The organism is Streptococcus oralis ATCC 35037 (assembly GCF_900637025.1).
Taxonomy (GTDB): Bacteria; Bacillota; Bacilli; order Lactobacillales; family Streptococcaceae; genus Streptococcus; species Streptococcus oralis.
Genome location: NZ_LR134336.1, coordinates 372,636 through 398,169, shown reverse-complemented (window position 1 = coordinate 398,169; position 25,534 = coordinate 372,636). Strand labels below are relative to the sequence as shown.

Sequence of the window (25,534 nt, the reverse complement as noted above, 5' to 3'; positions counted from 1 at the left end):
TATTTCAACTGCTCTTTCTTATTTATTTAGCATAATCTACTGCACGAAGTTCGCGAATCACGGTTACCTTGATATTTCCTGGGTAATCGAGATTATTTTCAATTTTCTCACGAACTTTGTGAGCCAAGATTGTGACTTTGTCGTCTTTGATTTGTCCTGGATTAACCATGATACGGATTTCACGTCCTGCTTGAAGGGCAAAGCTATTTTGCACTCCTTCAAAGCCATTGGCGATTTCTTCCAAATCATGGAGACGCTTGATGTAGCTTTCAAGAGACTCGCTACGAGCACCTGGACGCGCTGCACTCAAGGCATCTGCTGCAGCAACGATCACTGCAATGACGCTTTCGGCTTCCACATCGCCGTGGTGGCTAGCAATGGTATTCACCACAACTGGGTGTTCCTTGTACTTACGAGCCAACTCCGTACCAATCTCAACGTGGCTTCCTTCAACCTCGCGGTCAATAGCTTTCCCGATGTCGTGAAGGAATCCAGCACGACGGGCAAGAGCTGCATTTTCACCAAGTTCACTGGCGATGATACCAGATAACTTAGCAACCTCAATCGAATGACGCAAGACATTTTGTCCATATGAAGTACGGAACTGCAAGCGTCCCATGATCTTCATCAAGTCTGGATGGAGGTTTGGCGCACCAATCTCATAGGCTGCAGCCTCACCATATTCTCGGATCTTATTGTCAATCTCTTGACGGTTTTTCTCCACCAACTCCTCGATACGAGCTGGGTGGATACGGCCATCTTTGAGCAACATTTCCATGGTCATACGAGCAATTTCACGACGAATCGGATCAAATCCTGACAAGGTTACCACTTCCGGTGTATCGTCGATAATCACATCAACCCCTGTCAAACTTTCAAAGGTACGAATGTTGCGTCCTTCACGACCGATAATGCGTCCCTTCATGGTATCGTCTGGTAGATGAACTGTAGAGTTTGTTGACTCCGCTACATACTCACCAGCGATACGCTGCATAGCCTGAACCAAGATATCTTTCGCAATCTTGTCTGAACGTTCCTTCACTTCTTGCTCAGCCTCACGAATGCGGCTAGCAATTTCCTTAGTCAAGTTTTCCTCTGTCTGAGCCAAGATAATATCTCGAGCCTCAGTTTGGGAAAGGGAACCGATACGTTCAAGTTCAGCTTCTTTTTGTCTTTCGACTTCCTCTAATTGCTCTTCACGTGCATCAAGGTTTTTTGCTCTATCAGAAATACTTTGTTCTTTTTGTTCAAGTGTTTTTTCTTTGTTCGTCAAATTGTCGTCTTTGCGGTCAAGGCTCGCAGCTCTCTCCGTCAAACGACTTTCAATTTGCTTGAGCTCCTGACGTTCTGACTTAAATTCAGCGTCCACTTCTTCACGGTATTTTCTGGCTTCCTCTTTGGCCTCCAATAGTGCTTCTTTTTTAAGAGACTTGCTTTCGCTCTTGGCTTCATTTAGTAATAAATCCGCTTCGCGCTCAGCTTGTCCTCGTAAATTAGTTGCTTCTTGTTCAGCATTTAGAAGCATCAACTCTGCAGCTTCTTGAGATGATTTCATCTTAGCTGAGATGCTGACATATCCAATGACTAAACCAATGATGACGGCAAAAACAGCAATCGCAAGTGTCATGATTTCCATGTTTTTACCTCATTAAATTTGTTTATCGAATGACATACATTCCTTAATATTCTATCATAAAAAACCGATTTTCACAAACCCAAATTGAAGAGTTTTGTGTGAATTTTAGAAGAAAGTTCTGAAATCGCAAAACAAACTTTCTAGATCTTTAAAATAGCATTTTCATTAAATTATACAATAAAAAAACCTACCTTTCAGTAGACTTAGTAATGATCTTTGAAGGACAAGAAAGCCACGCTATCTCCATCTATCATATAAATCAAGCGATTTTCTGCATCAATGCGCCGCGACCAAGCTCCTTGATAATCATACTTGAGCGGTTCTGGTTTCCCCATTCCTACAAAAGGATCGCGTTGAATATCCTTGATTAATTTATTGATTCTTTTTAATGTTTTCTTATCTTGGTTTTGCCAATAGCAATAATCCGCCCAGGCATCTTCTGTAAACTTGAGCAGCATTTCTCACTCCTCAATCACATGGACCTGAGTACTTCCTGCTCGGACTTGAGCCATTCCTCGCAAGACCTTGTCAGAAAGTTCCTTATTTTGAGCGATTCTCAGGGTTTCCTGAATACTATCCCACTCGCTCTTTGAAAGGACTACAATATCCTCATCTGGATTTTTATTGACCACCGTTAAAGGCTCAAATTCATCGTTTACCTTCTTCATGTAGTCTTTTAAATGATTTCTGAATGTTGAGTAAAGGACCACTTCCATAACCATACCTCATTTTACCTCTTTTCCACTATTATACACAAAAAGAAAGAAATTGTCAGGAACCTGTACAAGATTTTTCTTTTCTATCTATTTATTCGAAAATCTTCTAAAAAAGCCTACCTTTCAGTAGACTTAGTTTGATTCTATTCTAATCGGCACTCTGCCAAAATTCTGTTCTGCTATACTTGGGTGTCCTAGTTGGTAAATCTGGTCTGCCTTTTGAGTCATAACATCCCAAGGTTCTTTGCCAATTCGGCTGACTAGATGGATCTGCCCTTTCAGAGACTTGAGGTGTTGTCTGCCTTTTTCAGTAAAGCCAAGGACATGGATGGCTTCTGGCAAGTCGCTTTCTCTGGCCTGCACCAAAATATAGGTCAAGAGGCGTCTGACACGCGCCTTGGTATAACGCTTTGTCGCAACCGCCTCAACCAATTCTTCAACAGACTGGGCCATCTTGATGGCATCCTTGATACGCACTGCCATTTCTTGATTGACCTGATAGATGGTCGTTAGGGCTGGATTTGACAAAATTTGATAGCGGAGCAAGGGAAAATAGTCATCCCAACTCACCTTATTAGCATTTTCAAAGAGGGCAACAGAAGGCATAAAGCGTTCTAAGAAATCTTGGTCTGATTGATGCTGACGGAGAGCTGTTGCCGAGGCAAAGTCCACTTCCTTGTCCACAGAATGATAACCAGCCCCCTGACGCTGAATCGGATGGAGTTTGATTCTACGTCCCGCAACCCCCTTGGCATAGGCCAAAGCTAGAACATGATTGGGTGTATTGCCTGAAAAATCAAGACCTGCAAATTCCTTCCACATGGCTTGGGTTTTCTGAGGATAGGAAAGGGAATCAGGCAGATTTTCCACAAATTTCTCCATCTCAGTGCCTTGCTCCGTGTATAGGTCAGCAATTTTCTGATAATCCAGAACTTCCTCCGTCCCGAAAGCGAGGGTATCAATGCCCAAGCGAGCCAAGATATCCACAGCTCCTTGGCCAAAGAAATCTGCCGCCTGAACACTGACTAAAAAGGGCAATTCCACTACCAGATCTGCTCCATTTTCCAGCGCCATCTGAGCCCGTGTCCACTTGTCTACGATAGCAGGTTCTCCACGCTGCATGAAATTCCCAGACATGGCAACGATTTTCAGTCCCTCCGCCTGCTCAAGCAAGTATTTGTGCCCATTATGAAAAGGATTGAACTCTGCGATAATACCTGTGATGGTCATGATGTTCTCCTACTTCTGCGCGACAAAAAACCAACGGGTGCTGGTTTCTGTTGGCTCCTTGTCCTCAAAGTCCGCATAGAGTTTGAAAGACTTGAAACCAGCCTGCTCCAGCAAAATATCATAGGTCAAAACTTCATAGGTCCGCTCCTCATGCACTTCATCGTGACGACTAAAGGAACCGTCAGCCTCCTTGATAAAGAAAGTCAACTCATGCACGATGGAGTGAGGAGCTTCGTCCTCATAGGTGTCCCAAAGCATGGCAAAATCTTCCGCATTTTCATGGTAGGAATAGCCAGGGAATACTTCGTCTGTCTGGTAGGTCGAATGCACATCAAAGATGAAAACTCCGTCTTCGTTAAGCGCATTATATACTTCTTTAAAGACGTCTCCTACCTCGACCTCATCCTGCATGTAGCAGATAGAGTCAGAGTAACACGTGACAAAATCATATTGACCTGCCTTGGACAAATCCAGCATATTGCCCTCTATAAAATCAATCTTTTGCTTGGCTGAAGTAGCTCTTTTCTCCGCAATCTTCAGCATATCCGCGCTCAAATCAAGTCCAGTTACATCAAAGCCTGCTTGAGAAAAACGCACAGACTGGATACCTGTTCCACAAGCCAATTCTAAGAGTTTCTTTCTCTCCTTGGTCTTAGGCAAATGACGCAGCGAAAAATCCGTCCATTTATCATATAAACTATCATCCATCACAGCATCGTAAACAGCCGCAAAGGTTTCATAAGTCGCCATATTCATGATACCAAGTCCGCCCGTAATCGGAATGAAAATTAGGAGCTTGACGATGGAGCCGAGCTCCAAGGAAGGCTATCTATTTTCCGACGATTACAGGACGGGTTCAAATCCTTTCTAAGATACAAAGAGCGTTAAAAGCAAGGAGAAAATAGGAAACTTTCTGCTGTATCATCAGATACAAAGGAAGTTACTCTTTTTCTCGCAGCCTTTAGCTCGTGTTCAGTTTCGAGATGAACAAAACACGACGCCCTTTACCTTTCTATCCATTTTTCTAAAATAAGCAAAGAAACCCAGTTGACTGCAACTGAGTTCATCTACTATGCTAAGGCTTCTGAAATGTCTATTGAGCTCGCCTCATGCCATAGTTTTTCTAGGTTATAGTGGGCACGCATTTCTTCTGAGAAGATATGCACAACAACACCGCCGAGGTCTAGTAAGACCCAGCCTCCCGCTGCATCACCTTCGACATGGCTGCCTTTAACACCAGCTTCGGCTACTTTTTCACGAATGTTATCAGCGATTGCATCCAACTGACGGCTATTCATCGAGCTCGTGATTACAAAGTAGTCTGTCACGCTGGTCAAATCTTGTACATCAAGTGCGAGGATATCCTCCGCACGTTTCTCATCAGCCGCTTTCACGACTAGTTCTAGTAATTCTTTTTCGTTCATTTAGTCCTCTTTCAAATAGTGCACAAAGGCGTTATAGGTTTCAAGGGTTTGGGGATAGATGGGGAATCCCTGATGAGCTAGATGCTCCACAGTTCGTGCCGTTTCGTAGGCCACTGCCTTATTGAGCGATAGCTCAGCAATCTCACGTGCCTCGTCCACTCCAGGAAAGGCACGATTGTGCTCGATATAGTCTGCGACGTAGACAACTTTATCCAGGTCGCTCATCTGACCAGCACCGACTGTATGGATTTCAATAGCTCTCAGGATTTCAGAATCATGCAAATCCAAGTCCTCCTGAATCTTGTAGATGCCAACCATACCATGCCAGACATTATTACCCCAGTTTTTGAGGTCAGGGTCTAATTGGTAACGGTCAATCAAGTCTAGAAATTCCTGATCTGACAGCTTTTTAGCATAGTCATGGAGAAGACCTGCTAGTCCTGCTTTCTCGGCATCGAATCCAAATCTCTCAGCTAGTTCTATGGCTGCACGCTCTACACCCAGACAATGGGTCAAACGTTTTTCAGGCAGAAGCTCTGCCATTCTTTCCAACAAAGCCTCACGGGAGCAGTTGATATAGTCTTGATAGGCCATCAGTAGAGCCCCTCCTTCTCGATGTAGTCTAGCACTGGCTGAGGTAGGAGAAAGTTGGGTTTCCGACCTTGGGCAATGAAGTCACGCACCATGCTGGACGAGATGTCCATGAGAGGCACATCCACCCAGATAACTGGATAGGAAGTCCCTGCCTTGTAGCGCGGACGCTGAACCCCTACAAACTGAACCATGTCGACTAGCTCATCAATTCGATACCATTTAGGCAGATAGTCCACCATATCAGCCCCGATAATGAAGTAATAATCCGTGTCTGGATGTTGCTCGGTCAAAATCTTCATGGTGTCGTAGGTGTAGGAAATGCCCTTACGCTCTAACTCAATGGTTTCAATGTCCAGACCTTCAATCCCCTCAATCGCCAATTCAAGCATCTTGAGACGGTAGTGCTCGGGGATGGTTTCCTTTTTATCTACATGAGGTGGTTGGTATTCGGGCATAAGCAGGACCTGGTCCAGCCCCAACTGTTGTCGTACTTGGTCCGCCACAACAAGATGGGCATTGTGAACAGGGTTAAAATTTCCCCCTAGAATCCCGACTTGTTTGCGTTTTTTCTCCTTGATTTCTGGCTCCAACTCTACCTTGGTAAAGGGAGTCAATAATTCGATTGCCATAGGCTCGTCTTCCTTTAATTCTCTGTATAAACAGTTGTTTGGAGTAGCTTTTAGATTTCTTTGACTTTTTTAGAAATCTTGCGATTTTCTTTCTTGCTGGATTGTTTAAACAAGATCAAGATGCGTCCGATTTTTTGGACAGTATCCACACCGATTTCTTCTTCCAAGATTTCAGCTACTTCGTGGATGTTTTCATCTGTGTTTTGCAAGAGCGTAACTTTAATCAATTCACGGGCGTCAAGAGCTTGACGGACGCTGGTTTTGATTTGGTCGTTGAGTCCATTTTTCCCGATTTGGATGATGGGTTTGAGGGTGTGTGCCTGGCTGTTGAGGAAGGCACGTTGTTTTGATGTTAATGACATAATTTCTTTAAAAGAGTTTCTTTTAATACTTTTCTGAAGTGGTGACGGACGTCAGCAAAGTCCTTCGGACTTTCATGACTAAAATTTGAGCCTAAGGTCTCAAATTTTCCGCAGTTGGTACAACTCCTTGTACCAACTGACACCACGGCGAAAAGTATTCGTTATGGGCTCGCAGAGCTCGCCCTAATCCAGACAACTCTTTCCTTTCTGTGTTTAAATGATTGCTTTGCGTGTGACGACGGCGACGCCTTCTGGTGCCCAGACGGCGACTTTGGCGGTGCCTGTTACGCGGATCCAGCCGAGTCCTGAGATGACTAGGTCTGTCTTGTCCTTGATGGTAAATACATGCTGGACTAGTTTTGGAAAATCTTCTTTCTCTTTGCTATTTGGTGGTGTCAGAAGTGTTCCTAGGTGCTTGTCGTAAAAAGCACTAGCGCCTTCTAGCTTGGTACGGTGGAGTTTGAGTTCATTGTCAAAGAAAGCTGTGAATCCTTGCTTTTCTCCTGATATGAAGTCAAAGCGTCCAAGACCACCTAAAAACAGAGTTTGTTCAGGGTTAAGCTGATAGGTTTTGGGCTTGATTTCCTTTTTAGGACTGACATACTTGAGATTTTTAGCCGTCAAGTAGTGGGCCATTTGGTGACGGTGGATGATTCCCGGTGTATCGTAGATATAAGAACCATCATCAAGCGGAATCTCAATCTTGTCCAAGGTTGTCCCTGGGAAGCGCGAAGTCGTGATGACATTCTGGTCACCCGTTATTTCTTGGATAATGGCATTGATGAGAGTTGATTTTCCAACGTTGGTTACCCCAACGACATAGACATCGCGTCCCTTACGGTAATGCTCGATTTTATCAATGACTTCCTTAATGGCATGTTTGTTTTGGGCTGAAGTCAGAACGACATCTACTGGACGAAGTCCTTCTTCGTGAGCACGTTCCATAAGCCACTGGCTAATCTTGCTCGATTTAACAGACTTGGGTAGGATATCTTTTTTATTTCCGACCAAGAGGACATCATTGCCCGATACAAAGCGTGGCAAGCCTGGGATGACAGAACCATTAAAGTCAAAGATATCAATGACATTGACCACCAAGGCATCACTGTCTCCCACCTCGTGCAAGAGCTTGAGGAAATCATCGTCTGTCAACTGGACATCCGTGATTTCATTGTAGTGACGGAGACGGAAACAACGTTGGCAATAGACTTCGCCAGTCTCCAAACCTTTTTCAAGTGCCGACTGGGGGGTAAATCCAAGACCAGTCTTGTCTGTCGTCTGAATGGTTGCTCCACAACCAATACAGAGAATTTCTTCCATAATTAAATTCCTTTTTTATATGTAATCGGTCCGTACTTTTCAGTGATTTTGCGCATGACACGGCGCTCGCGAGCTCGGTTAATCTGCGTTTTGATGGAGTCGTGTTGGACCAAGGGCTTGACTAAGATCGAGCGAATACCCGCACGATGCGCTGCGCGTATATCAGTCATGAGCTGGTCACCAACCATGACCACTTCATTTTTCTCATAGTGAAATTCCTTCATGGCACGATCAATCCCAAATGTGAAGGGTTTCAAGGCCCAATAAACGTAATCAATTCCAAATTTCTCAACTGCGCGTTGGACCCGTTTTTTAGTATTATTTGAGACCACGATGATGCGAATACCTGCATCCCGAAGGTCATGTAGCCACTGTTTCATCTCTAGCGTCCCATCAGGGTTGTTCCAAGCAATGAGGGTATTGTCCAAATCGACCAAAACAGCCTTGATTCCCTGCGCTTGCAGGCTTGGGACTGTCAGATCATAAACTGCTTCCACAGCAAAATCTGGCATATAATTTTCAATCGCCATTCTGGCTCCTTTTCTTTTTAATTTCTAGCAATATTCTTTAAATATTGGGCTAAGACTACCCATAAAATGAGACTAGCTATCAAAATATAAATCCAAGCATTTGGTTCATCTGTAAACGGTAAGGGAACATTCATTCCGAAGAATCCTGTAATAACCGCAAGGATAGCTAGCAAGACTGAGATAATGGTCAAAGTTGTCAAATTATCATTTAGATTATTATTCAGGATGTTGTTGTAAGAGGCTGAGAGTTGTTGCAAAACTTGAGAAATCAAGTCTGTCATCGAAACCAACTGATGCGCTTCAATCATGGCATCATCAAACTGCTCTCTTTCTACCTCATTAAAATTGCGATAAAGAGCATGCCCTTGGATGTGTTCCAAGAGGAGACGATTTTGTTTGGCAGCAGCTGTCAGGTAAACCATACCAGTTTCCAAGTCAGAGAGGGCAAAAAGATTTTTTTTAGTTGTTTTTTGACGAAGAAGTGCACTGATTTCATCCTTACTTTTATCCATTTCTTCAATAACCGGATAATAAGCATTGCTAATAATCTCTAAACTGGCAAAAAGAAATTTGTAGATTGAAACAATTTCATGGCTTTCAAGGTAGGTTGCCATACGTTTAATCACATAACTATTCTTATGATTGCTAATTGTGATTAGCCGTTGTTTTTCAACGATAAAGGTCATCGGAATCGCTTCATAATATTCTTTGTCTTTTTCCAAGTCAAGAACATTATAAATGAAGGTGACCGTTCCCGTTTCACGGTGATAGTCCATGTGGGCACGCTCATTTCTATCCAGAGCATACTCGATAGTTTCCTTGTCCAATCCATAGACATCCGAAAGGTCTTCCATGTTTTTAATTTTGTCCACATCAAGGTCTATCCACGTACAATCGTGACCTAATTTTTTCTCTACAAATAGCATACTCTCTCCTTTACCAAACTCCTTCTATTGTACCACAAATCTGCTAAAATAGCCGGCCTATTCAGTACGAGATAGATTGCTGACGACGGTGATATTGCGATTGGGAACAAAGTGAAGGGCTTGATCGTCACCTCGCAGTTGCGTTGTACGGATCCCTACGCTAACGACCTTTCCAGAAACGGTAATCGGTCCATTTGTGAGAACCACTTCATCACCCACATCAAGCTGGCGTTCAAAAAGGATGAAGAAGCCATTAATGACATCGGATAGAAAGCCTTGCGCCCCCATACCAATGGCCACCCCAGCAATCCCCGCACCAGCAAGGAGGCTGGAAACTGGCAAACCTAAAATAGACAGGATGCAATAGAGCAAGAAGAAATAAAGAATGTAGTTAAAGACATTCTCCAGCAAACGAGAAATGGTCTTTTGTCTGCCAGCATCTCGATTGGAAAATTTAAGTGAGGGCTTGACAATCTTTCGTACAGTCGCATGAAGCATCTTTTTAGCTATATAAAATAGCAAAAACAAAATCAAAAGAGAAATCACCTTGGTCAAGAGATTCTCTAACATGGTTGTTAAATCAAGTTTATCAAAATAGCGTTGAAAAAAATCTTGCATATAAAACTCCTTTTCCCTATTATACCATAAAATCGCCCTTCTCTTTTCTTTCATAATTATTCAATTATCGGCCCTGTTTTCAAAATATCACTTGCCTCTATAGCATATTTATACTATAATTATAAACAATACATTTGAAGGAGACTGCTATGAAACGAATCATTAGAGCCTGGACCAAGGCAAGCCTCATCAAACGAATCCTTATTGGAATGATTTTGGGTGCTACATTAGGGATGCTCTTTCCAAACCTTACAGGAATTGGTCTGCTTGGAGACCTCTTTGTAGGCGGACTGAAAGCTATCGCTCCTATTTTGGTTTTTGCCCTTGTTGCCAATGCCCTTTCCCAACACCAAAAGGGACAAAACACCAATATGAAGACTGTTATTTTCCTATACTTGCTCGGAACCTTTGCTGCTGCATTGGTAGCCGTTCTAGCTAGTTTCTTACTGCCTGTGCAAATCACCCTGACCAGCGCAAATACAGAAGTTGCTGCTCCTGACGGTATCGGTCAAGTCCTCAGCAACCTCTTGCTCAAACTGGTGGATAATCCTTTGAATGCCATTGTTGAAGCCAACTATATCGGGATTCTATCTTGGGCAGTCGTCTTTGGGCTGGCTATGAGAGAGGCAAGTAAACACAGTAAAGAATTACTGAGAACCATGGCAGATGTCACCTCTAAAATTGTGGAATGGATTATCAACCTAGCTCCCTTTGGGATTTTAGGCTTGGTTTTCAAGACCATCTCTGACAAGGGCATTGCCAGTCTGGCTAACTACGGTGTCCTCCTAGGACTCTTGATTGCTACCATGGCCTTTGTTGCTCTCATCATCAACCCGCTCATCGCCTTTCTCTTTATGAGAAAAAATCCCTATCCCCTTGTTTTGAAATGCCTACGTGTCAGTGGTATTACAGCCTTCTTCACTCGTAGCTCTGCTGCCAATATCCCTGTCAATATGAAACTCTGTCAAGACTTGGGGCTGAATCCTGACACCTACTCTGTCTCCATCCCGCTTGGTTCGACCATCAACATGGCTGGCGCTGCTGTTACCATAAATATCCTGACCCTGGCTGCCGTCAATACACTCGGAATTTCGGTAGACTTTGGGACAGCATTTGTACTCAGTGTAGTGGCTGCCATTTCTGCCTGCGGGGCCTCTGGAATCGCTGGAGGATCCCTTCTCCTCATTCCTGTGGCTTGTAGCCTCTTTGGGATTTCCAACGACTTGGCTATGCAGGTTGTCGGGGTCGGTTTTGTGATCGGAGTCGTGCAAGACTCCTGCGAAACAGCCCTGAACTCTTCAACAGATGTCCTCTTTACAGCGGTTGCCGAGTATGCTACAAACCGAAAACTTCGCCCCTAGTCTTTGACTCCTCGTTAAACACTTGATTCTATTAGTTTAGGAAATTTTCATGTCCCTCACTCAACGTACGACCAAACTGGTCTTAGCGACCTGTCTCGCTTGTTTTCTCGCTTATTTTTTAGATTTATCATCAGCAGTTTCAGCTGGAATTATCGCTCTCTTAAGCCTCTCCGACACGCGCAGAAGCACGCTGAAATTAGCACGCAACCGCCTCTTTTCCATGCTCCTAGCGCTCGCTATCGGTGTTCTAGCCTTTCAGCTGACGGGCTTTCACATCTGGAGTCTGGGCCTCTACCTGGCTCTTTATGTCCCTCTTGCTTACAAAATGGGCTGGGAAATCGGCATCACCCCTAGCAGTGTCTTGGTCAGTCATCTCTTGGTACAGGAGTCTACCTCTCCAGAGCTCTTGCTTAATGAAGTGCTCCTCTTTCTCATCGGGACAAGCTTTGCACTATTGGTCAACCTTTATATGCCCTCTCGTGAGAAAGCCATCCAAAGCTACCACCTTCAGGTCGAAGAAAAGTTAAAAGACATCCTGCTTCGTTTTAAATACTATCTGTCAAGAGGAGACGGACGCAATCAAGCCCAACTCGTTGACCAATTAGACAAGCTCCTCGATGAAGCTCTCAAACTGGTCTACCTGGATCACTCGGACCATCTCTTTCACCAGACGAACTACCACATCCATTACTTTGAGATGAGACAGCGACAAAGTCGCATCCTGCGAAATATGGCCCAGCAGATCAATACCTGTCATCTGGCCGCAAGTGAGAGTTTGATTTTGGCCCAGCTCTTTTCAAAGATTGCTGCTCAGCTAAGCCAGACCAATCCTGCTCATGACCTACTTGATGACATCGAACGCTATCTGCAAGTCTTCCGCAATCGGAGTCTCCCTAAAACACGTGAGGAGTTTGAAACCCGTGCCACCCTCCTGCAACTACTACGCGAAGCTGAAACCTTTATCCAGGTTAAGGTCGATTTTTACCAAAAATATGGAAACTAGAACGCAAAGAACCTCAGAGAATTCCTCTGAGGTTCTTTACTGATAGGTCACCATCATAAAAACGAGGAGCAAGACAAACAAGGCTAGGCTAATCAAGAGGGTTACCATTTTTACCAAGCGCTTGTTCTGCCAGTAGCCTGGTTTTCCGATATTGCTGGTCGCATCCATGGAAAAGAGTTGGCTTTGACGAGGTTGGATGAGAACCAGAACAATCAAGGCGATGGCTAGGATTATTCCTACAATCATCAAAACTTCCATCATTTTCACCTCAAGATTCCTAATAATGTAAAGATCAGGGTAAGAAGGATGAGCAAGCCGAGTAAAATGGAGAAGGTTTTACTGATCTTTTCTCCTCGGCTAGGCTTTTCTTTCTTAAGCGCTCCTTGCTTTAACTCTTCCATGCGTCCTTCGACATCCTTGTAAAATAAATCTTTTTTAGTCATGTCCTTCCCCTATTATCCTTTCCATCCTCTCTTGGTAAGTAGCCAAGTCCACATAGTTAGCATGGAGACCTTGATGTCCAAGGGCTTGGCCCATCTTGTCAAGACTGCTGAGAGCTTCTTGAATCTTCGCAATCATGTCTCCAACAGTCTGCACATTAAAGAGGTGTTCTGGAGCTGTGTAAGGTCTGTTATGAGCTGTCTGGTCAAAGGCTAGGATGAGCATATTGTGCTCGAAGGCTTGACGGACAGCATCCAAAAGCTCGTTTCCGTAATTGATGTCTAGATAGAGATCCGACAGCTGGTAGAGTTCTCGAATCTTTTGCGGACTAGCGTTTTGATAGAGAACGACATTGGGATAGGAAAGCAAGGTTAGCAACTTGGACGACATTTCAGTCACTGCCGCGATTCGGAAGGTCACCATTGGCAAGGACTCAATCAGGGTTTCGATATGCTCGATCTGATCTGAGTTGGTAACAATCAAGGCATCTGGTCGAACGAAATTTTCTCTTTTGAACTGATAATGATAACCTAGATGGACAAACTTGTCATGATAGGCTGGATTGGTCAAGGTCAAGGCCTGTTCATAGGTAGCCTTATCTGGTATGAGGATCTGCTTGGCTCTCAGCCCCTCTTGCTCCAAGAGAAGCTGCATATTTCCAGGAAGACAATCATCTAGTGGTTCTTGCCAGACTAAAATATCCCGTCCACTCTTATCTGGATAATGGTATGAGACCAAGAAAGAGGTGGCGAGTGTGTTAAAGAGAAGGTGGCGAGTGTCGATTCCCAAGTCTTGCAAAAAGAAGATCGTGAACTCCACTCGATTTTTAAAATGGCGCAGGGCTTGTCCGGGCAAGGTTAGGAGGATATCGCCTGTCACATGGTTTTCCAGGACAATTTCCTGTCCCTTTGCATCCTGATACTTGGTCAGGATAGTCTGTCCATCTGCACTATAGGTGGTCTTGGCAAAGCAAGCTCCGTATCGGTTATAGTGGTCTGCTTGGTAGATGCGACCGGATAGGTCCTTCCAGTCGACTTGCTTGACCAAACGGGCCTGAGGAGCCTCCACATAGTGAATCACGCCCCTCTCCCGAGAATCCTTTAGGATATGCGCCGACTGGTTATTGCCCGCAATCTCCCAAAACTCAGGTACGGCTACTTGGTTGAAATAAAGAGCTTTTCCCGACTCGTAACCTAGATAGTAGGTAAAGGGAGAAAGAATCCCATCTGGGAGAAAGCCATCTGGCTCGATCACAACCGTGACATGGGACAGACCAGCAACTTCTAAACTTTCATGTAAATCTCGACTTTCCTGGCCATATCGATCAAATAGTTGAATCATGCAGGACCTCCTCTATCGTTTTCTTCCACTTGTCCCTTACTTTGTCTGTTAAAAATCCTCTAGCTAGGTCATAAGATGCTGTTCGCATATCTGGCAAATGATTTTCCTGATAGAGCTGGCAGATCTTTTCCGCAAAGGATCTTTTAATCGCCGTTTCAACATGGTCATCCGAACTTGGGATCAAGTAGCCATTTTGACCATCCTTGATAAAGGTCTGGTTTCCATAAGGCACATCAAAGCCAATCAGGGGCAAGCCTGAACCAACTGCCTCCATCAAGGTCAGACCAAAGCCTTCGCTGGTTGAGGCTGTCAGATAGACCTCATACTGGGGATAGATCTGAGCTAGATCTGCATGCCCTTTGAGCTGGATATAGTTCTCCGCTTGGTGAGCCGTGATGATTTCCCTTAAAAGGGATTCCTCACCCCCACTGCCATAAATGTCAAAGGTGAGCTCAGGGAGGACTTGATGCGCTTGGATAACCGCCTTGACGAGCCAGTCGATGTGTTTTTCCTTGGCCAGACGCGAAGCGGTAATGAGAGAAAAGGGCTTGCGTTCCCTAGCAGGCTCCGTCAGCTGATCAATGCTCCCAACTGGAATCGTGACGATTCGTGGACGATGCTGACTGTACTGGGCAAATTGACCTTCGAGAACTTCCTTCTGCCGATCCGTAGACACGATAAAGCAATCGACCTTGTCCGCATTTGTAAACTGATACTCATAGTAGTTATTCCAGAGGAGATAGTCTTCGTTACTAGCATTTTCACTATAGTGCTCTGCGTGAACGACAACTGCTAGATGGGCCTTTTGTGCTTCTTCAAAAACAGCCTGACCAATCCCTGTTTCCCTGTCCAAGATGACCAAATCAGACTTGCTCAAGTTCAAACGTTGCATAAAATAGCGCATAAGGGCTGGCTTTCCATACAGAATCCGGTCCTTAAATCGATAGACCTCTTCCTGTCCCTCAGTCAACAAGATATCGTAAGCAGTGCTGCCATCTTCATTGAAAAAGCTTCGTTGATAGAGCCTAGCCACTTGGTCTTTGGGCGCGAAATATTCTGTACAGTAGCGCGTGTAGGAAAAATAATCCTTGCGAACCAAGTTCCCCCCAAACACATACTCTGCATGCTGCACCAGATTCTTAGCCGAGTCTACCAAGTAGCAGGTCACAAACTTGTCCTCATCTGAAAAGTAGACACGTAAGACCTTGCCGTCCTGCTCCCTATGACTCTCAAGGCCACCGAAAGAAGCCAAGACCTCGTCAACTGTAACACTGGTCGGTGCTAGCCTGATATCTGTAAAATGATTGTAAAGCCAGATTACCTGATTATCCGCAAAGCCGATATTGGCCGTTAAATGCTGGATATTGTCTGCCAAAATCAAGTCGGTAAAGATAAACTTAGATGCTAGGTCTAAACTTCTAAAAATCCCTGCTCGGTAGGCCTGGGCATATTCGACACCACTGCTCGCCCAACCGATTCCTAGATTTATGTTGTAAATTGTCATATGATCCTCTTTTTATGGAAAATGGGTGAGAATCTCACCTTTGGGCGTTACTTCCACAATCCCCATGAGAAGATTGCGTACCATATCTGTACGGATTTGTTGCTTCATGGTTTCAAAGCCTGCATAGGCCTCCTGATAGTACTCCACGATAGGGTTCTTTTGAGAAGCAGACTGGCTCCCGATTGCTAGACTGAGCTGTTGGAGGTAGTCGACTTGCTCAACCCAGTTGTCATCAATCGCCTTGAGCATGGATATTCTCAGAAAAGAATCATAAAGCTGGTGAGGTTGGAGGACTTCCTTTTTAGCTGCGATTTCCTTGGCTATTATTTTCTCTAGTAACTCCCGAATCTGATCTGCATCAGCTAAATCCAGATCATCTGGTAATTCTCTCATCCCAAAGCTAATATTGGTCACGATAAAGTGAAAGAGTTCTTGGGGGCTGCTATAGGCTTTTTCTGAGATTTGTTTGCTATAGTCTGCCAGTATATCCTCAAGGACATGCCCTAAATCACGGCTCCCATCTAGCAAGCGATCCCTTTCTTTGTAGACCATCTGACGCTGAATATTGACGCTTTCCGCATACTCTAAGGTTTGTCTGCGTGCAGAGCGACTGGCACTATCACTAGCCTCTTGGGCTTTTCTGACGAGATTTCGGTACTTGCGAGCCTTGAGTAGGATGGGTTTGCTGATATCTTCCACTTGGTAGTCTTGATACAGGTCGTGAACCCAAGACGGTCCGAACTTTTTGATCACATCATCTTCAAGCGATACGAAAAATTGAGACATGCCTGGATCCCCCTGACGGCCGGAACGACCTCTGATTTGCAGGTCAATCCGTCGGCTCTCCATTCGCTCGGTACCAATCACAACCAAACCTCCTAACTCTGCCACCCCTGGACCGAGTTTGATATCTGTCCCTCGACCGGCCATAGAAGTCGCAACGGTCACTGCTCCCATCTGTCCAGACTCTGCGATGATTTGGGCTTCACGCGCCGCATGATTGGCATTGAGGACATTGTGGGAAATCCCCTCTCGCAAGAGCAAGGATGAGTATAGCTGGGACATTTCAACAGAACCGACAAAGATCAGGAGTGGATTGCCTTTGGCGTGATAGGTCTTGATTGCTTCCAAAGAAGCATACACTTTCTCAGGGAGGGTCACATAGAGATTGTCTGAATGGTCCATTCGCCTAAGTGGGCGATTGGTTGGGATGCGAATGACAGCCATATTGTAGGTTTCAAAAAACTCTTTTTCTGCCACCTTTCCCGTTCCTGTCATACCTGAGATTTTGCGAAACATCTTAAAGAGACTCTGGTAGGTGATTGAAGCCATGGCTCTGGTTTCAGGAGAAAGTTTCACATGTTCCTTGGCTTCGATGGCTTGATGGAGACCACCTTGAAGCTTGGTCATTTCCATCAAACGCCCTGTGCTCTTATCCAGCAAAACCATCTCTTGACCTCGAACCAGATAGTCCTTGTCCTTGGTAAAGAGCGTATGAGCTCTAAGAGCATAGACCAGATGCCGAACATAACTTGCGTACTCTTCCTTGTAGAGATGGTCGATTCCTAGGAATCCTTCAACCGTCTGAGCCCCCTTTCGGGTCAACCAAACTTGGTCTTTTTCTTCCTTGTAGATGTAGTCTTCTCCTTCAACCAAGGTCGTCACTAGGGTATCAATCATCCCATAATAGTTAGACTGGACACGGGGAGAGCCTGCGATAATCAAGGGAGTTTGGGCACTATCGAGTAGAATGTCATCGATTTCATCAATGATGACATAGTTAAAGGGAGGCAGGAACTTTCCTTCACTAGTGGAGGCAAGATTGTCATTGAGATAGTCAAATCCCAGGACACTATTGGTCGTGTAGACGATGTCCGAGGTGTAGATCTTTCTTTTCTCTTCGGCAGTCAAGTCCTCTTTTGGATCCTCTGAAAAGGGCAGACCGACAGTTAGACCTAAAAATTGGTAGACTGGGCCCATTTCACTTGCGTCCCGTCTAGCCAGATAGTCATTTGTCGTGACTAACATACTGCCTTTTCCCGTTAGAGCATTGAGGTAGAGGGGCATGGTTGCAGTCAAGGTCTTGCCCTCACCCGTATTCATCTCAGCCACATTTCCTTGGTGGATCACAATGGCTCCCATGACTTGCACATCATAGGGAAAGAGTCCCAAAACACGTTTATCCGCCTCACGGACAAGGGCATAGGCTTCTACCAATAACTCATCCAAGGTTTCTCCCTGGGCAAGACGCTGGCGAAACTCCTCTGTCTTTGCAGCCATTTCCTCATCACTGAGAGCCGCCATCTCTTCTTTGAGGGCATTGATTTGGCTTAGAAGCTTCTTGACCTTTCTCAGTTGTCTTTCCTGATACAAATGATTAAACACCAGCATCCTCCTCAATAGAAAATGAAACAAAGTCAAAAGCTTCAAAACCTGCACTAATTAAGGAAAGGCGATAGGTGTAGGCCGCTTCAGGATAGGTGAAGCTAAAGGAAAATTGCCTTTCAATCTTCTCCTCTATGATTTCCTCATAACGATTTAAAAAGGTCAGTTTGAGATAAAGTCCATTGACCGGTTGAACCCGCATCTTCATGGATAAGCGGTAGGTATGATTTTTCTTAAGAAGAGGGAGGCTCGGCTGGCTTCTAGTAGCCTGATAGTTGACACTAGAAAACCATGTTTTAAGGGTTTCTCCTGAAGCCAACAAAGGATTTTTCAGGGTAACGTGACCATCTGCATGATAGGTGATCTGGCTCCCATAAAGATAAGTAGCTCCCATCTCGCCCCACCTAATATCCTCTCTCTTGATGATAATCATGTCTCACCTCTTCCGTATTCTTCTAGTATCATCTTGTAAAAATGAATAAACCAGGCAACGTTTGTTCCTGTATCATCATTGTGTCGACCTGCTGTCCCTTTGGACAAAATCTTAGCTCCTGTCTGGCAAAGAGTCTCCACTAGCTGGTCATAGGCACCACTATCCATATCCTCGTCCTTCATGTAAGAAAGACCAAAGGTCGTCTGGGAAAAATCAGCTTGTTCAAATCGGGTCCAAAAACGTTGATCCAAGTCCTTCATGTCTTTCTGACTCACTCCTCCAGTCTGAAGGTGCAAGACATCAAAGCTAGTTGGAAAGACTCCTGGCGCCTCTAGTCGGCCCCGCTGTGCGATGGTTCCTAGATTGGTCAAGGGTTTTCCGACTACAATCCCCTTGGGTTCAAAGTAAGCCCCATAGTAGAGTGCTGGGAAGGTCCCCATTGACAGGCCAGATAGGATCAAGTCACTTCTATCCAAGCCTAGATAGTCTAGATAGTGTTGGATTTTTGCTTGTATGTTGGCTTCCAATTCCTCAGTTCCTAGGTAAAAGGCTCCCCCTTCTAATCGAGGGTCCGAAAAGAGGAGAAAGGGACATTGGAGATTCTTCATCATCCAGTAACCCTCAAAGCCTTCCGCCGGACGATAACCAGAGAAATAGACTGCTAGAGGAGGCTTGAAATCCCCCGGGTGAAAGAAATAGTTGATTTCCTCACGTTTTTTGTCATGCAGGATATTGCCTCCGAGAACAAACTTTCCAAACTGTTTCCGGCTCCAGCGTTGGTGGAGATTGCCGATGTTGACCTTTCCCTGGCCACGCGCTTCAAGAGAAATGCTCAGATAAGCATCATAGTCTTGTTCCACGATGATTGCTGAGGCAAAGTCTGCTTCCTCAAGGAGAATGTCCTGTCTAATCTCTGAAACGGATCCTGCTGGGATTTTTCGCAAACGCAAGCGCAATTCCACTGGTCCACTCTTTTCATATTCGAGCCAGAGTTCGATTGGCGCATGGGCTTGGACGGTCTGATTATAGGCCCAAGAGGCTAGCTGGGTATAGGTCTTGCCAAAGTCTCCTTCTAATTTCAGATGCTCAAATCCTTGATAGGAGACAGAGCCTTGAAAACTCGGGTGAATCCGTATCGTAGCTGGACTCAGCTTGTCTCCATAACCACCTTCAAAGAGGGAGGTGGAAAGGTCTCGAACAAAGCCCTGTCGGTCTGACAGGTCCATCGCTTGCATGCAGTGCTGTCTGATGAGATTTTGAAGACCTTCATCCTGGCTTGCAAACTGTTCTGGATAGAAAACCGTATAGGGTTCCAAGCTAGATGCAAAAGGCAACAAATCTACTAGATAAGCCCCATCCGTAAGAATGACAGCATGAAAGTGCTCCAAATTTTTCTCATCCATAATTTTCTGGATGGCAGACGGTGTGTTAGGAGGAACATGATACCAGTCTAGTTGGGCTGGTAGGGCAAGTGTCTCTCGCCAATCCTCTGGACCGATTTGCAAGATCTTATATTTCTTTTCCATGAGTCACCTCCTCCAACCACTTTTCTAGCTTGATTAGGAATTGCTCGCCAGTGTGTTCCTTTATCTTTTCAATGGAATGGATCAGAGCATCATTCCACACCTGCAGGCTATCGAGATAGTAATGGGCAGCTTGCGCAAAATCAGCAGTGTTTTCCAACAGATAGCCATTCTTCTGATGGCTGACATACTCAGTTTTGACCCTATTGATTTGAGGGATACCAGCACTAATCCCCGCTATCTGGGTATAAAGAAGAGGTTGACTGTTCAAATCGACAATCAAACGAACAAATTCCAGCTGCTTGATTAACTCCGATTCATCCTTCATATTGACAAACGAATAGCGCTTGCTCTGATGGCGATTGTCCTCAAGTGGATTTTCAGCTCCTTGATAATCAACTTCCTTCTCCAGTTCCTGGTCTTGAAACTGCTCTGCAATCATCTCAGAAACACGTGTTTCCAGCCGCTTCATTTCTTCTTGACTAGCAGCAAAGGCTCCAAAGACCAGCTCTGTATCCTTGTTTTCAGAAAGGAAACGCAAGACCTGATAGAGAGCCTGGTCCTCTATCCCCTGCTCAAAGTCCAGTTGATAGTAGAGAAGCGACTCCTTCCGAGTCTGACTCTTTCCCAGCTCCAAGCGCGTATCAAAAGGCGATAAATGACGAAACTTCATTGCTTGTTCTGAAAAGGCAGACTGAGCCAAGCGCAGGGTATCCTCCCTGTCAACCAGAACAAGGTCCACCTTATCCAGCAGACCTGCCAGTTGTGGTAATTGCTCTTGGGGATTTCGTCCGATAAAAAGGCTGAGAACCTTGGTGCTTTGGCGAGGCAATCGATCTAAAAGGAAAGTATTATGCTGGTCACACGCAGGCAGAAAATAGGTCGTTCCTTCCTCGGGAAGGTGAGCTATTTTCTTCTCAAAAAACTCCGCAATCAATTCTCCCATATCTCGGTAGGCCTCTTTTTGGAAGCGAAAAGCAAAGATAGGATTGACCTCGATACGGCCCCCATCTTGCAAGTACTCTCTAAACTGCCACAGTCCCTTGGGATTGAGGTAGTCTTGGTAGATAGCCTGACCATCTTGGTAGTAAATCACACTGGAAACCAGCCCCCGATCATCCATCAGGTAGTTGGCAGACAAGAGCCCATCTTCCTTGAAATACTGAATCGTACTGATAAAACCTTCTATCCCATGCTCTACCTGGGCATAGGGCTTTCCATCCTTCAGCACCAGAATGGTAAAGGGACTGTAAACAAACTCGCAGTCCTCTTCCCACTCAATATCTCTTAGTTGCAAGACCTGTGGTCGAATCTCATGAAAATCCTGCAATTCATCAAATAAGGAATAAACCGGTGCTTCTAAAATACCTTGGCGATGGAGAAAATAGCGAAGATGAGGCTGATAGGACAAAAGGAGGACCTGGGCAGGAATCCCTTGGCGTTGCGTCAAGCGAATCTGATTAAAGGTGTCATCAAATTCTAGCTTAAAATGAGAAAAATACCAGGGTGTCAAATCAGCATGCCAGGGACGCTCCTTGCCATACCAGGCTGGGATAAAGTAATACATCAAAACCTCCTAGAATAGTGGCCGATACCTTTCATTTAGTCTGAGTGCTTGCAGTTCGTCGTGAATTGTAAACAGCATACCACTCAAAATTAAAAAGAGTCCAGGAATCATGCTGACTTTTAACAGACTCTCATCCTTCAAGACAAACAAAATCGGAAGTCCAGCCAAGGTAACGTTAAAGACTGCACCTATCAGAGCAAATCGTAGAACCAAACGGTTGATAAAGCGACTGGTATCCTCACCCGGATAGACCCCATAGATGTAATCTCCTGATTCCTTCATCCGATCTGCGATCTGTTGACCACTCACATTGACAAAGGCAAAGGCAATGCTAAAGACAAAGAGGATAAGGATATAAGCGTATATCCACAAGGGTTTACCCATCGCATACTGCTCCAGTATGGCAGGGTAGAGCGGATTGCCCTTGTCCAGATGTTGAAGCAAGATCAAGAGATAAGAAGGCAAGCCCATGAGACTCATCACATACATATAAGGCATGCCACCTGCAGGATTGAGCATGATTTCCAGATAAGAATAGCGTTTAAAGCGAGAATGGAGCCCGATTTTATTGATAGGGATGCGGTATCGCGCTCGATAAAAGAAAACGACTAGATAGGTAAAGAGGACACCAAGCACTACCAATAGGAAAAGCAGCCAAGGAGATATCTTATGAACTTGGACCGATTGGAGGATGTCCTGAGGGAGTGAAGCCACCATACTTGCCAATAAAATGACGACAGGGCCTCCAACTCCGATAGACGCATTGATGTCCGACAGCCAAACTAAGAAGAAGGTCCCTGCAACCAAAAGGCTGGTATTGAGGAGAAAGACCAAGAAGGGATTGTAGGGAGCTTGGACAGGGAGGTTTGTCGTCAAGGCCAAGGCCTGAATCAAGGCAATCCCTAACGTCAAGTACATTTTCCGTCTATCCTGAACTTCCGAAGAAACTGAGTTTAAGCCCAGTTTCTTTGAAAAGGAAAACATCTGCCACAAGATCATAGCTGACATCCAAGGTGAAAGCCCGATGGAAAAGAGAGAGAGACTGCGAAGATTTCCACCAGTCAGAGCTACTGAAAAGTCCAGATAGGCTGCGCTTCCTCCGAGAAAATCCCGACTATTGAGATCAACAAAAGGAAGAGCCAGACGACTCCCGAGCACATAAATAAAGAGCAAAAACAGGGTGCGCATCCCTTTTTTTACTGCTATCGATGAACGAAATTCTTTCACTAGCTCCTCCTTTTCATTTTTATCTTTCTGTCCTGTCACACGAGGCCTATCCAGCCTTTTTATCTTAGCACATTCAAATCTCTATCTCAGTTTTCGTGAGCTTTCTCGTCCAGATAAGCTGTCAGAGCTGCTACCATTTCTTCTGGTCTTTCTGCTGAGAAAATACCCGCATAGGTACTTTGAGGTAGTTCCCGCGACTGGGTATTGTCAAAAGTCAAGATCGGTTTCTCAAAGCGTGAAATATAGTCATAAACAACACTCAACTTGTCATCGTGGTTAATATCGAGATAGACATCTGTCTGCTGGATCAATTTCTCGACCAAGAGGGGGAAGGTGTTGGGATAGAGGGTCACATTTTCAAAACGTGACAAGAGCATGAGTTCCGGTGCCATCGTTGTATAGGCTGCAATGTAGAAATGCACCTCTGGCAAGGCTTGAACCAGATAGTCGATTTTCTCAAGATGCCAGGAGTTGGTCAAATTAACACAAGTCATAGCCGGCTGATAGACTGTGACTGGATAGTCAATTCCAGCCTGACGCCATTTTTCAGTAATGGCAGACCACTCCATCAGATGATAGTGCCACCAAACCTCACGCAAACGCCCAACCGAATGAGTGTTCCAAGGTTTGTCTTGAGAGAGGAAATGCAAGATGGCTGGCAGGGGCTCTAGGGGAATCTGGAAGATAAATTCATGTCCATGTGAGGCAGCCCCACTGTCAAAACCAATCTGGAAATTATAGTTCTGATCCAGAGGAGTGTAGCTGTCATGAAAGAGCATATTGAGGATGGACTGATCTCCCTCACTCACATGTAGGTGTTCCCGTTCCGTCAGCTCAACAAGTTTTTTTCTTACAGCTTCTGCCCGCCATTTCTTGTTATTGATCAAGAGTACACCTGCATTAAAGCCAACCCCAACTCCAAAACAAGATGGCGCAGCAGCCAGGTAGTTTTCTCCCAAGTCCATTTCAAAGAGAGGCGTCAGGTCAGCCGTCACTACCAAATCACTGTCCAAGTAAAGTACCTTATCCTCTTCGACAAAATCAGGGATAAAGTAACGGGCAAAGGTCATATGATTGATATGGGGCAGTTTGTTGCTCCAGTTCATCTGAAACTGGGCACCAAGCATCTTGACATCCACCAACTCACCACCCATTTGCTCTACTATCGGTCTGAGAGCACGGAACCATTCCTGGGGAATATCCTGATTAAAGATATAGACCTTGACATGGCTATTATGATAGCAGAGAGACTTAAGTGCTGTTTCAATCTGGCGGATATAGGCATAATCTCCTGCGAGAACAATTGTTTTTTTCATTTAGTTTCCTTCAGTTCACAACGACTGCTTCTGTGATTCCAAAAGCGTGCGGATAGACTCGATCATTTGATCTACAGTTGCTGGTGAGTAAACATGACTGTAACCACTCGAGTCATGACTAGTGGTCTCAAAAGAAAATATAGGGATTTCTCTTTGCTGCACCTCTTGGATAATGTTTGCAATTTCATCCTCATGATTGATATCCAAGTAAAAATCAATCTTTTCCAAGACCTTTTTGACATTCATGGGATTAAAGTAAGGATAGAGGCGTACATTCAGATGCGATTGCAAGTTCATGATTTCCGGAGCAAAATTGGTATGAGCTAGGATAGAGAACTCTACATCTGGCAGTTCTTGGATTAGGTGTTCGATTCTCTCTATATGACACGTATTGGTAAAAATAGCGGTCGCATACCGGGGAGCTTGAACTAAGGATGCTAATCCTTTATGAAAATCACATTTTTTCATGACGATATCAGACCACTCTAGTCCGTAGTAAAACCACCAGTCCTCCCTGAAACGGTTGAGGTTGATTTGGTACCAAGGCTTGTCCCCTGTATAATGAATAATCTTAGCTGTCTTCTCAACAGCAAGAGAATCTCTATACCAAGAATCCATCTGGTAATTTCGCGCCACCGTATCCATACCAACCATAAAATTATAGGTAGCTGGCAAAGGTTTCCAACGACTTTCAAAGAGGTGATTTAACACGCCCTGATCACCAAAAACTTGGTCATGCAGTTGGTCTGTCAAGCTCAACAAGTGCTCCGTCACCTTTTCTTGACGCCAGAGAGCGACATTGATTAGCAAGACACCTGCATTAAAAGTGCTAGGAACTAGCGCATCTGCGACAGCAGCTACTGGCCAGTCTGCCATATCTTCTAAAAAGAGTTGATCTAGGTTTGATCTAACGATAATATCCGAATCCATGTACAAGGCCAGATCTTCGTTGACATACTGAGGTATAAAATAACGAAAGAAAGTTGCATAACTTAGGTGGGCTAGTGGCAAACTATACCCTTTCAAACTTTGATGACTAATCTTGACATTGATGATTTTTGAGGTTAGAGGCTCTAGACGTCTCTCCATGAGCTGAAACCATTCAGATGGCAAATCATCATTGAAAACATAAAAAGTAACTGCTCGGTTATGGGCGCAGATTGACTTGATTGTTGTCTCAATCTTGTCCATATAAGCATTATCACCACCGAGTACAATGGCTTTTTGAAGCTCTTTTTTCATTTCGTCCCCTTTTCTTTTCACATTCTTTCGGCTACTTTTCTACTACTATAGTTCTGATTCTTTCGATGATTCTCTCACCTTCCTATTATACCTTTTCCCCTAGTTTATTTCAAACTCAAAAGAGGATTTCCCCCTTCTCACATATAGAAAAAACCTTTGAAAAATCATGTTTTCAAAGGTTTTCCATTTTACTATTTATTCATTGA

General features: G+C 44.7%; 26 protein-coding genes. 2 read left to right on the top strand and 24 right to left on the bottom strand.

Going from position 1 to position 25,534, the window contains the following annotated elements:
- Positions 1-22: 22 nt before the first annotated feature.
- The 13 genes from EL140_RS01990 to EL140_RS01925 form a co-directional block, all read right to left on the bottom strand.
- Positions 23-1,636, bottom strand: a complete 1,614-nt coding sequence (locus tag EL140_RS01990; RefSeq protein ID WP_000404956.1) for a ribonuclease Y — start codon at positions 1,634-1,636, stop codon at positions 23-25.
- A 203-nt stretch (positions 1,637-1,839) separates the two neighbouring features.
- The gene (locus EL140_RS01985) at positions 1,840-2,094 is read right to left on the bottom strand and encodes a Txe/YoeB family addiction module toxin (RefSeq protein WP_000924723.1); all 255 of its coding nucleotides are present in this window, start codon (positions 2,092-2,094) and stop codon (positions 1,840-1,842) included.
- 3 nt (positions 2,095-2,097) lie between these two features.
- Positions 2,098-2,352 (bottom strand): type II toxin-antitoxin system Phd/YefM family antitoxin, encoded by a 255-nt coding sequence (locus EL140_RS01980; protein ID WP_004181012.1) that lies wholly within the window; start codon positions 2,350-2,352, stop codon positions 2,098-2,100.
- Positions 2,353-2,484: 132 nt separating this feature from the next.
- A complete protein-coding gene (locus tag EL140_RS01975) occupies positions 2,485-3,582 on the bottom strand; it encodes a nucleotidyltransferase (protein ID WP_000156374.1) in 1,098 nt (365 codons plus the stop codon).
- A gap of 9 nt (positions 3,583-3,591) precedes the next feature.
- A complete protein-coding gene (locus EL140_RS01970; RefSeq protein ID WP_000257060.1) occupies positions 3,592-4,332 on the bottom strand; it encodes a class I SAM-dependent DNA methyltransferase in 741 nt (246 codons plus the stop codon).
- A 320-nt stretch (positions 4,333-4,652) separates the two neighbouring features.
- Positions 4,653-5,006: a ribosome silencing factor gene (gene rsfS, locus EL140_RS01960; protein WP_001003013.1), complete on the bottom strand. Its 354-nt coding sequence runs from the start codon at positions 5,004-5,006 to the stop codon at positions 4,653-4,655.
- A complete protein-coding gene (gene yqeK / locus EL140_RS01955) occupies positions 5,007-5,600 on the bottom strand; it encodes a bis(5'-nucleosyl)-tetraphosphatase (symmetrical) YqeK (RefSeq protein ID WP_000331233.1) in 594 nt (197 codons plus the stop codon).
- Positions 5,600-6,229, bottom strand: coding sequence for a nicotinate-nucleotide adenylyltransferase (locus EL140_RS01950; RefSeq protein ID WP_000963719.1), 630 nt, complete (start codon positions 6,227-6,229; stop codon positions 5,600-5,602). Before EL140_RS01950 ends, yqeK begins: the two co-directional genes overlap by 1 nt.
- Positions 6,230-6,279: 50 nt before the next feature.
- Complete coding sequence (yhbY, locus tag EL140_RS01945; RefSeq protein ID WP_000060169.1) at positions 6,280-6,591, bottom strand: ribosome assembly RNA-binding protein YhbY; 312 nt, start codon at positions 6,589-6,591, stop codon at positions 6,280-6,282.
- Between the two features lie 213 nt (positions 6,592-6,804).
- On the bottom strand, positions 6,805-7,911 hold the full coding sequence (gene yqeH, locus EL140_RS01940) for a ribosome biogenesis GTPase YqeH (RefSeq protein WP_000391232.1): 1,107 nt from the start codon (positions 7,909-7,911) through the stop codon (positions 6,805-6,807).
- A 2-nt stretch (positions 7,912-7,913) separates the two neighbouring features.
- Complete coding sequence (locus EL140_RS01935; protein ID WP_000963737.1) at positions 7,914-8,441, bottom strand: YqeG family HAD IIIA-type phosphatase; 528 nt, start codon at positions 8,439-8,441, stop codon at positions 7,914-7,916.
- 17 nt (positions 8,442-8,458) lie between these two features.
- Positions 8,459-9,367: a magnesium transporter CorA family protein gene (locus tag EL140_RS01930; protein WP_000899714.1), complete on the bottom strand. Its 909-nt coding sequence runs from the start codon at positions 9,365-9,367 to the stop codon at positions 8,459-8,461.
- Between the two features lie 57 nt (positions 9,368-9,424).
- Complete coding sequence (locus EL140_RS01925) at positions 9,425-9,985, bottom strand: mechanosensitive ion channel family protein (RefSeq protein WP_001150572.1); 561 nt, start codon at positions 9,983-9,985, stop codon at positions 9,425-9,427.
- A gap of 149 nt (positions 9,986-10,134) precedes the next feature.
- On the opposite strand from EL140_RS01925, the gene sstT reads away from it, so the two are divergent.
- Complete coding sequence (sstT, locus tag EL140_RS01920; protein WP_000821329.1) at positions 10,135-11,346, top strand: serine/threonine transporter SstT; 1,212 nt, start codon at positions 10,135-10,137, stop codon at positions 11,344-11,346.
- Positions 11,347-11,395: 49 nt separating this feature from the next.
- Positions 11,396-12,349 carry an aromatic acid exporter family protein gene (locus EL140_RS01915; RefSeq protein WP_000060062.1) on the top strand — a complete coding sequence of 318 codons (954 nt, stop codon included), beginning with the start codon at positions 11,396-11,398 and terminating at the stop codon, positions 12,347-12,349.
- 36 nt (positions 12,350-12,385) lie between these two features.
- Here the strand turns inward: EL140_RS01915 and asp5 are convergent, their stop codons facing one another.
- From asp5 to EL140_RS01860, 11 genes are all read right to left on the bottom strand, one after another.
- Complete coding sequence (gene asp5 / locus EL140_RS01910) at positions 12,386-12,610, bottom strand: accessory Sec system protein Asp5 (RefSeq protein WP_025169030.1); 225 nt, start codon at positions 12,608-12,610, stop codon at positions 12,386-12,388.
- Positions 12,611-12,612: 2 nt separating this feature from the next.
- Positions 12,613-12,792, bottom strand: coding sequence for an accessory Sec system protein Asp4 (gene asp4, locus EL140_RS01905; protein WP_000161923.1), 180 nt, complete (start codon positions 12,790-12,792; stop codon positions 12,613-12,615).
- Complete coding sequence (gtfB, locus tag EL140_RS01900; protein ID WP_000615321.1) at positions 12,785-14,131, bottom strand: accessory Sec system glycosylation chaperone GtfB; 1,347 nt, start codon at positions 14,129-14,131, stop codon at positions 12,785-12,787. Before gtfB ends, asp4 begins: the two co-directional genes overlap by 8 nt.
- Positions 14,115-15,635 carry an accessory Sec system glycosyltransferase GtfA gene (gene gtfA / locus EL140_RS01895; RefSeq protein ID WP_000158444.1) on the bottom strand — a complete coding sequence of 507 codons (1,521 nt, stop codon included), beginning with the start codon at positions 15,633-15,635 and terminating at the stop codon, positions 14,115-14,117. The genes gtfB and gtfA overlap by 17 nt, the downstream gene beginning before the upstream one ends.
- Before the next feature lie 12 nt (positions 15,636-15,647).
- Entirely contained in the window at positions 15,648-18,026 is a 2,379-nt protein-coding gene (gene secA2 / locus EL140_RS01890; protein ID WP_002874268.1) for an accessory Sec system translocase SecA2, read from the bottom strand.
- The gene (gene asp3, locus EL140_RS01885) at positions 18,013-18,453 is read right to left on the bottom strand and encodes an accessory Sec system protein Asp3 (RefSeq protein WP_000583895.1); all 441 of its coding nucleotides are present in this window, start codon (positions 18,451-18,453) and stop codon (positions 18,013-18,015) included. The genes secA2 and asp3 overlap by 14 nt, the downstream gene beginning before the upstream one ends.
- Positions 18,450-19,979, bottom strand: a complete 1,530-nt coding sequence (asp2, locus tag EL140_RS01880; protein WP_000412876.1) for an accessory Sec system protein Asp2 — start codon at positions 19,977-19,979, stop codon at positions 18,450-18,452. Before asp2 ends, asp3 begins: the two co-directional genes overlap by 4 nt.
- Positions 19,963-21,543 (bottom strand): accessory Sec system protein Asp1, encoded by a 1,581-nt coding sequence (gene asp1, locus EL140_RS01875; protein WP_000291145.1) that lies wholly within the window; start codon positions 21,541-21,543, stop codon positions 19,963-19,965. The genes asp2 and asp1 overlap by 17 nt, the downstream gene beginning before the upstream one ends.
- A 9-nt stretch (positions 21,544-21,552) precedes the next feature.
- Positions 21,553-22,770 (bottom strand): accessory Sec system protein translocase subunit SecY2, encoded by a 1,218-nt coding sequence (secY2, locus tag EL140_RS01870; RefSeq protein WP_000657783.1) that lies wholly within the window; start codon positions 22,768-22,770, stop codon positions 21,553-21,555.
- Positions 22,771-22,856: 86 nt separating this feature from the next.
- Positions 22,857-24,086: a glycosyltransferase gene (locus EL140_RS01865; protein ID WP_000751404.1), complete on the bottom strand. Its 1,230-nt coding sequence runs from the start codon at positions 24,084-24,086 to the stop codon at positions 22,857-22,859.
- Between the two features lie 15 nt (positions 24,087-24,101).
- Positions 24,102-25,328 (bottom strand): glycosyltransferase, encoded by a 1,227-nt coding sequence (locus tag EL140_RS01860; protein ID WP_000711918.1) that lies wholly within the window; start codon positions 25,326-25,328, stop codon positions 24,102-24,104.
- Positions 25,329-25,534: the final 206 nt, after the last annotated feature.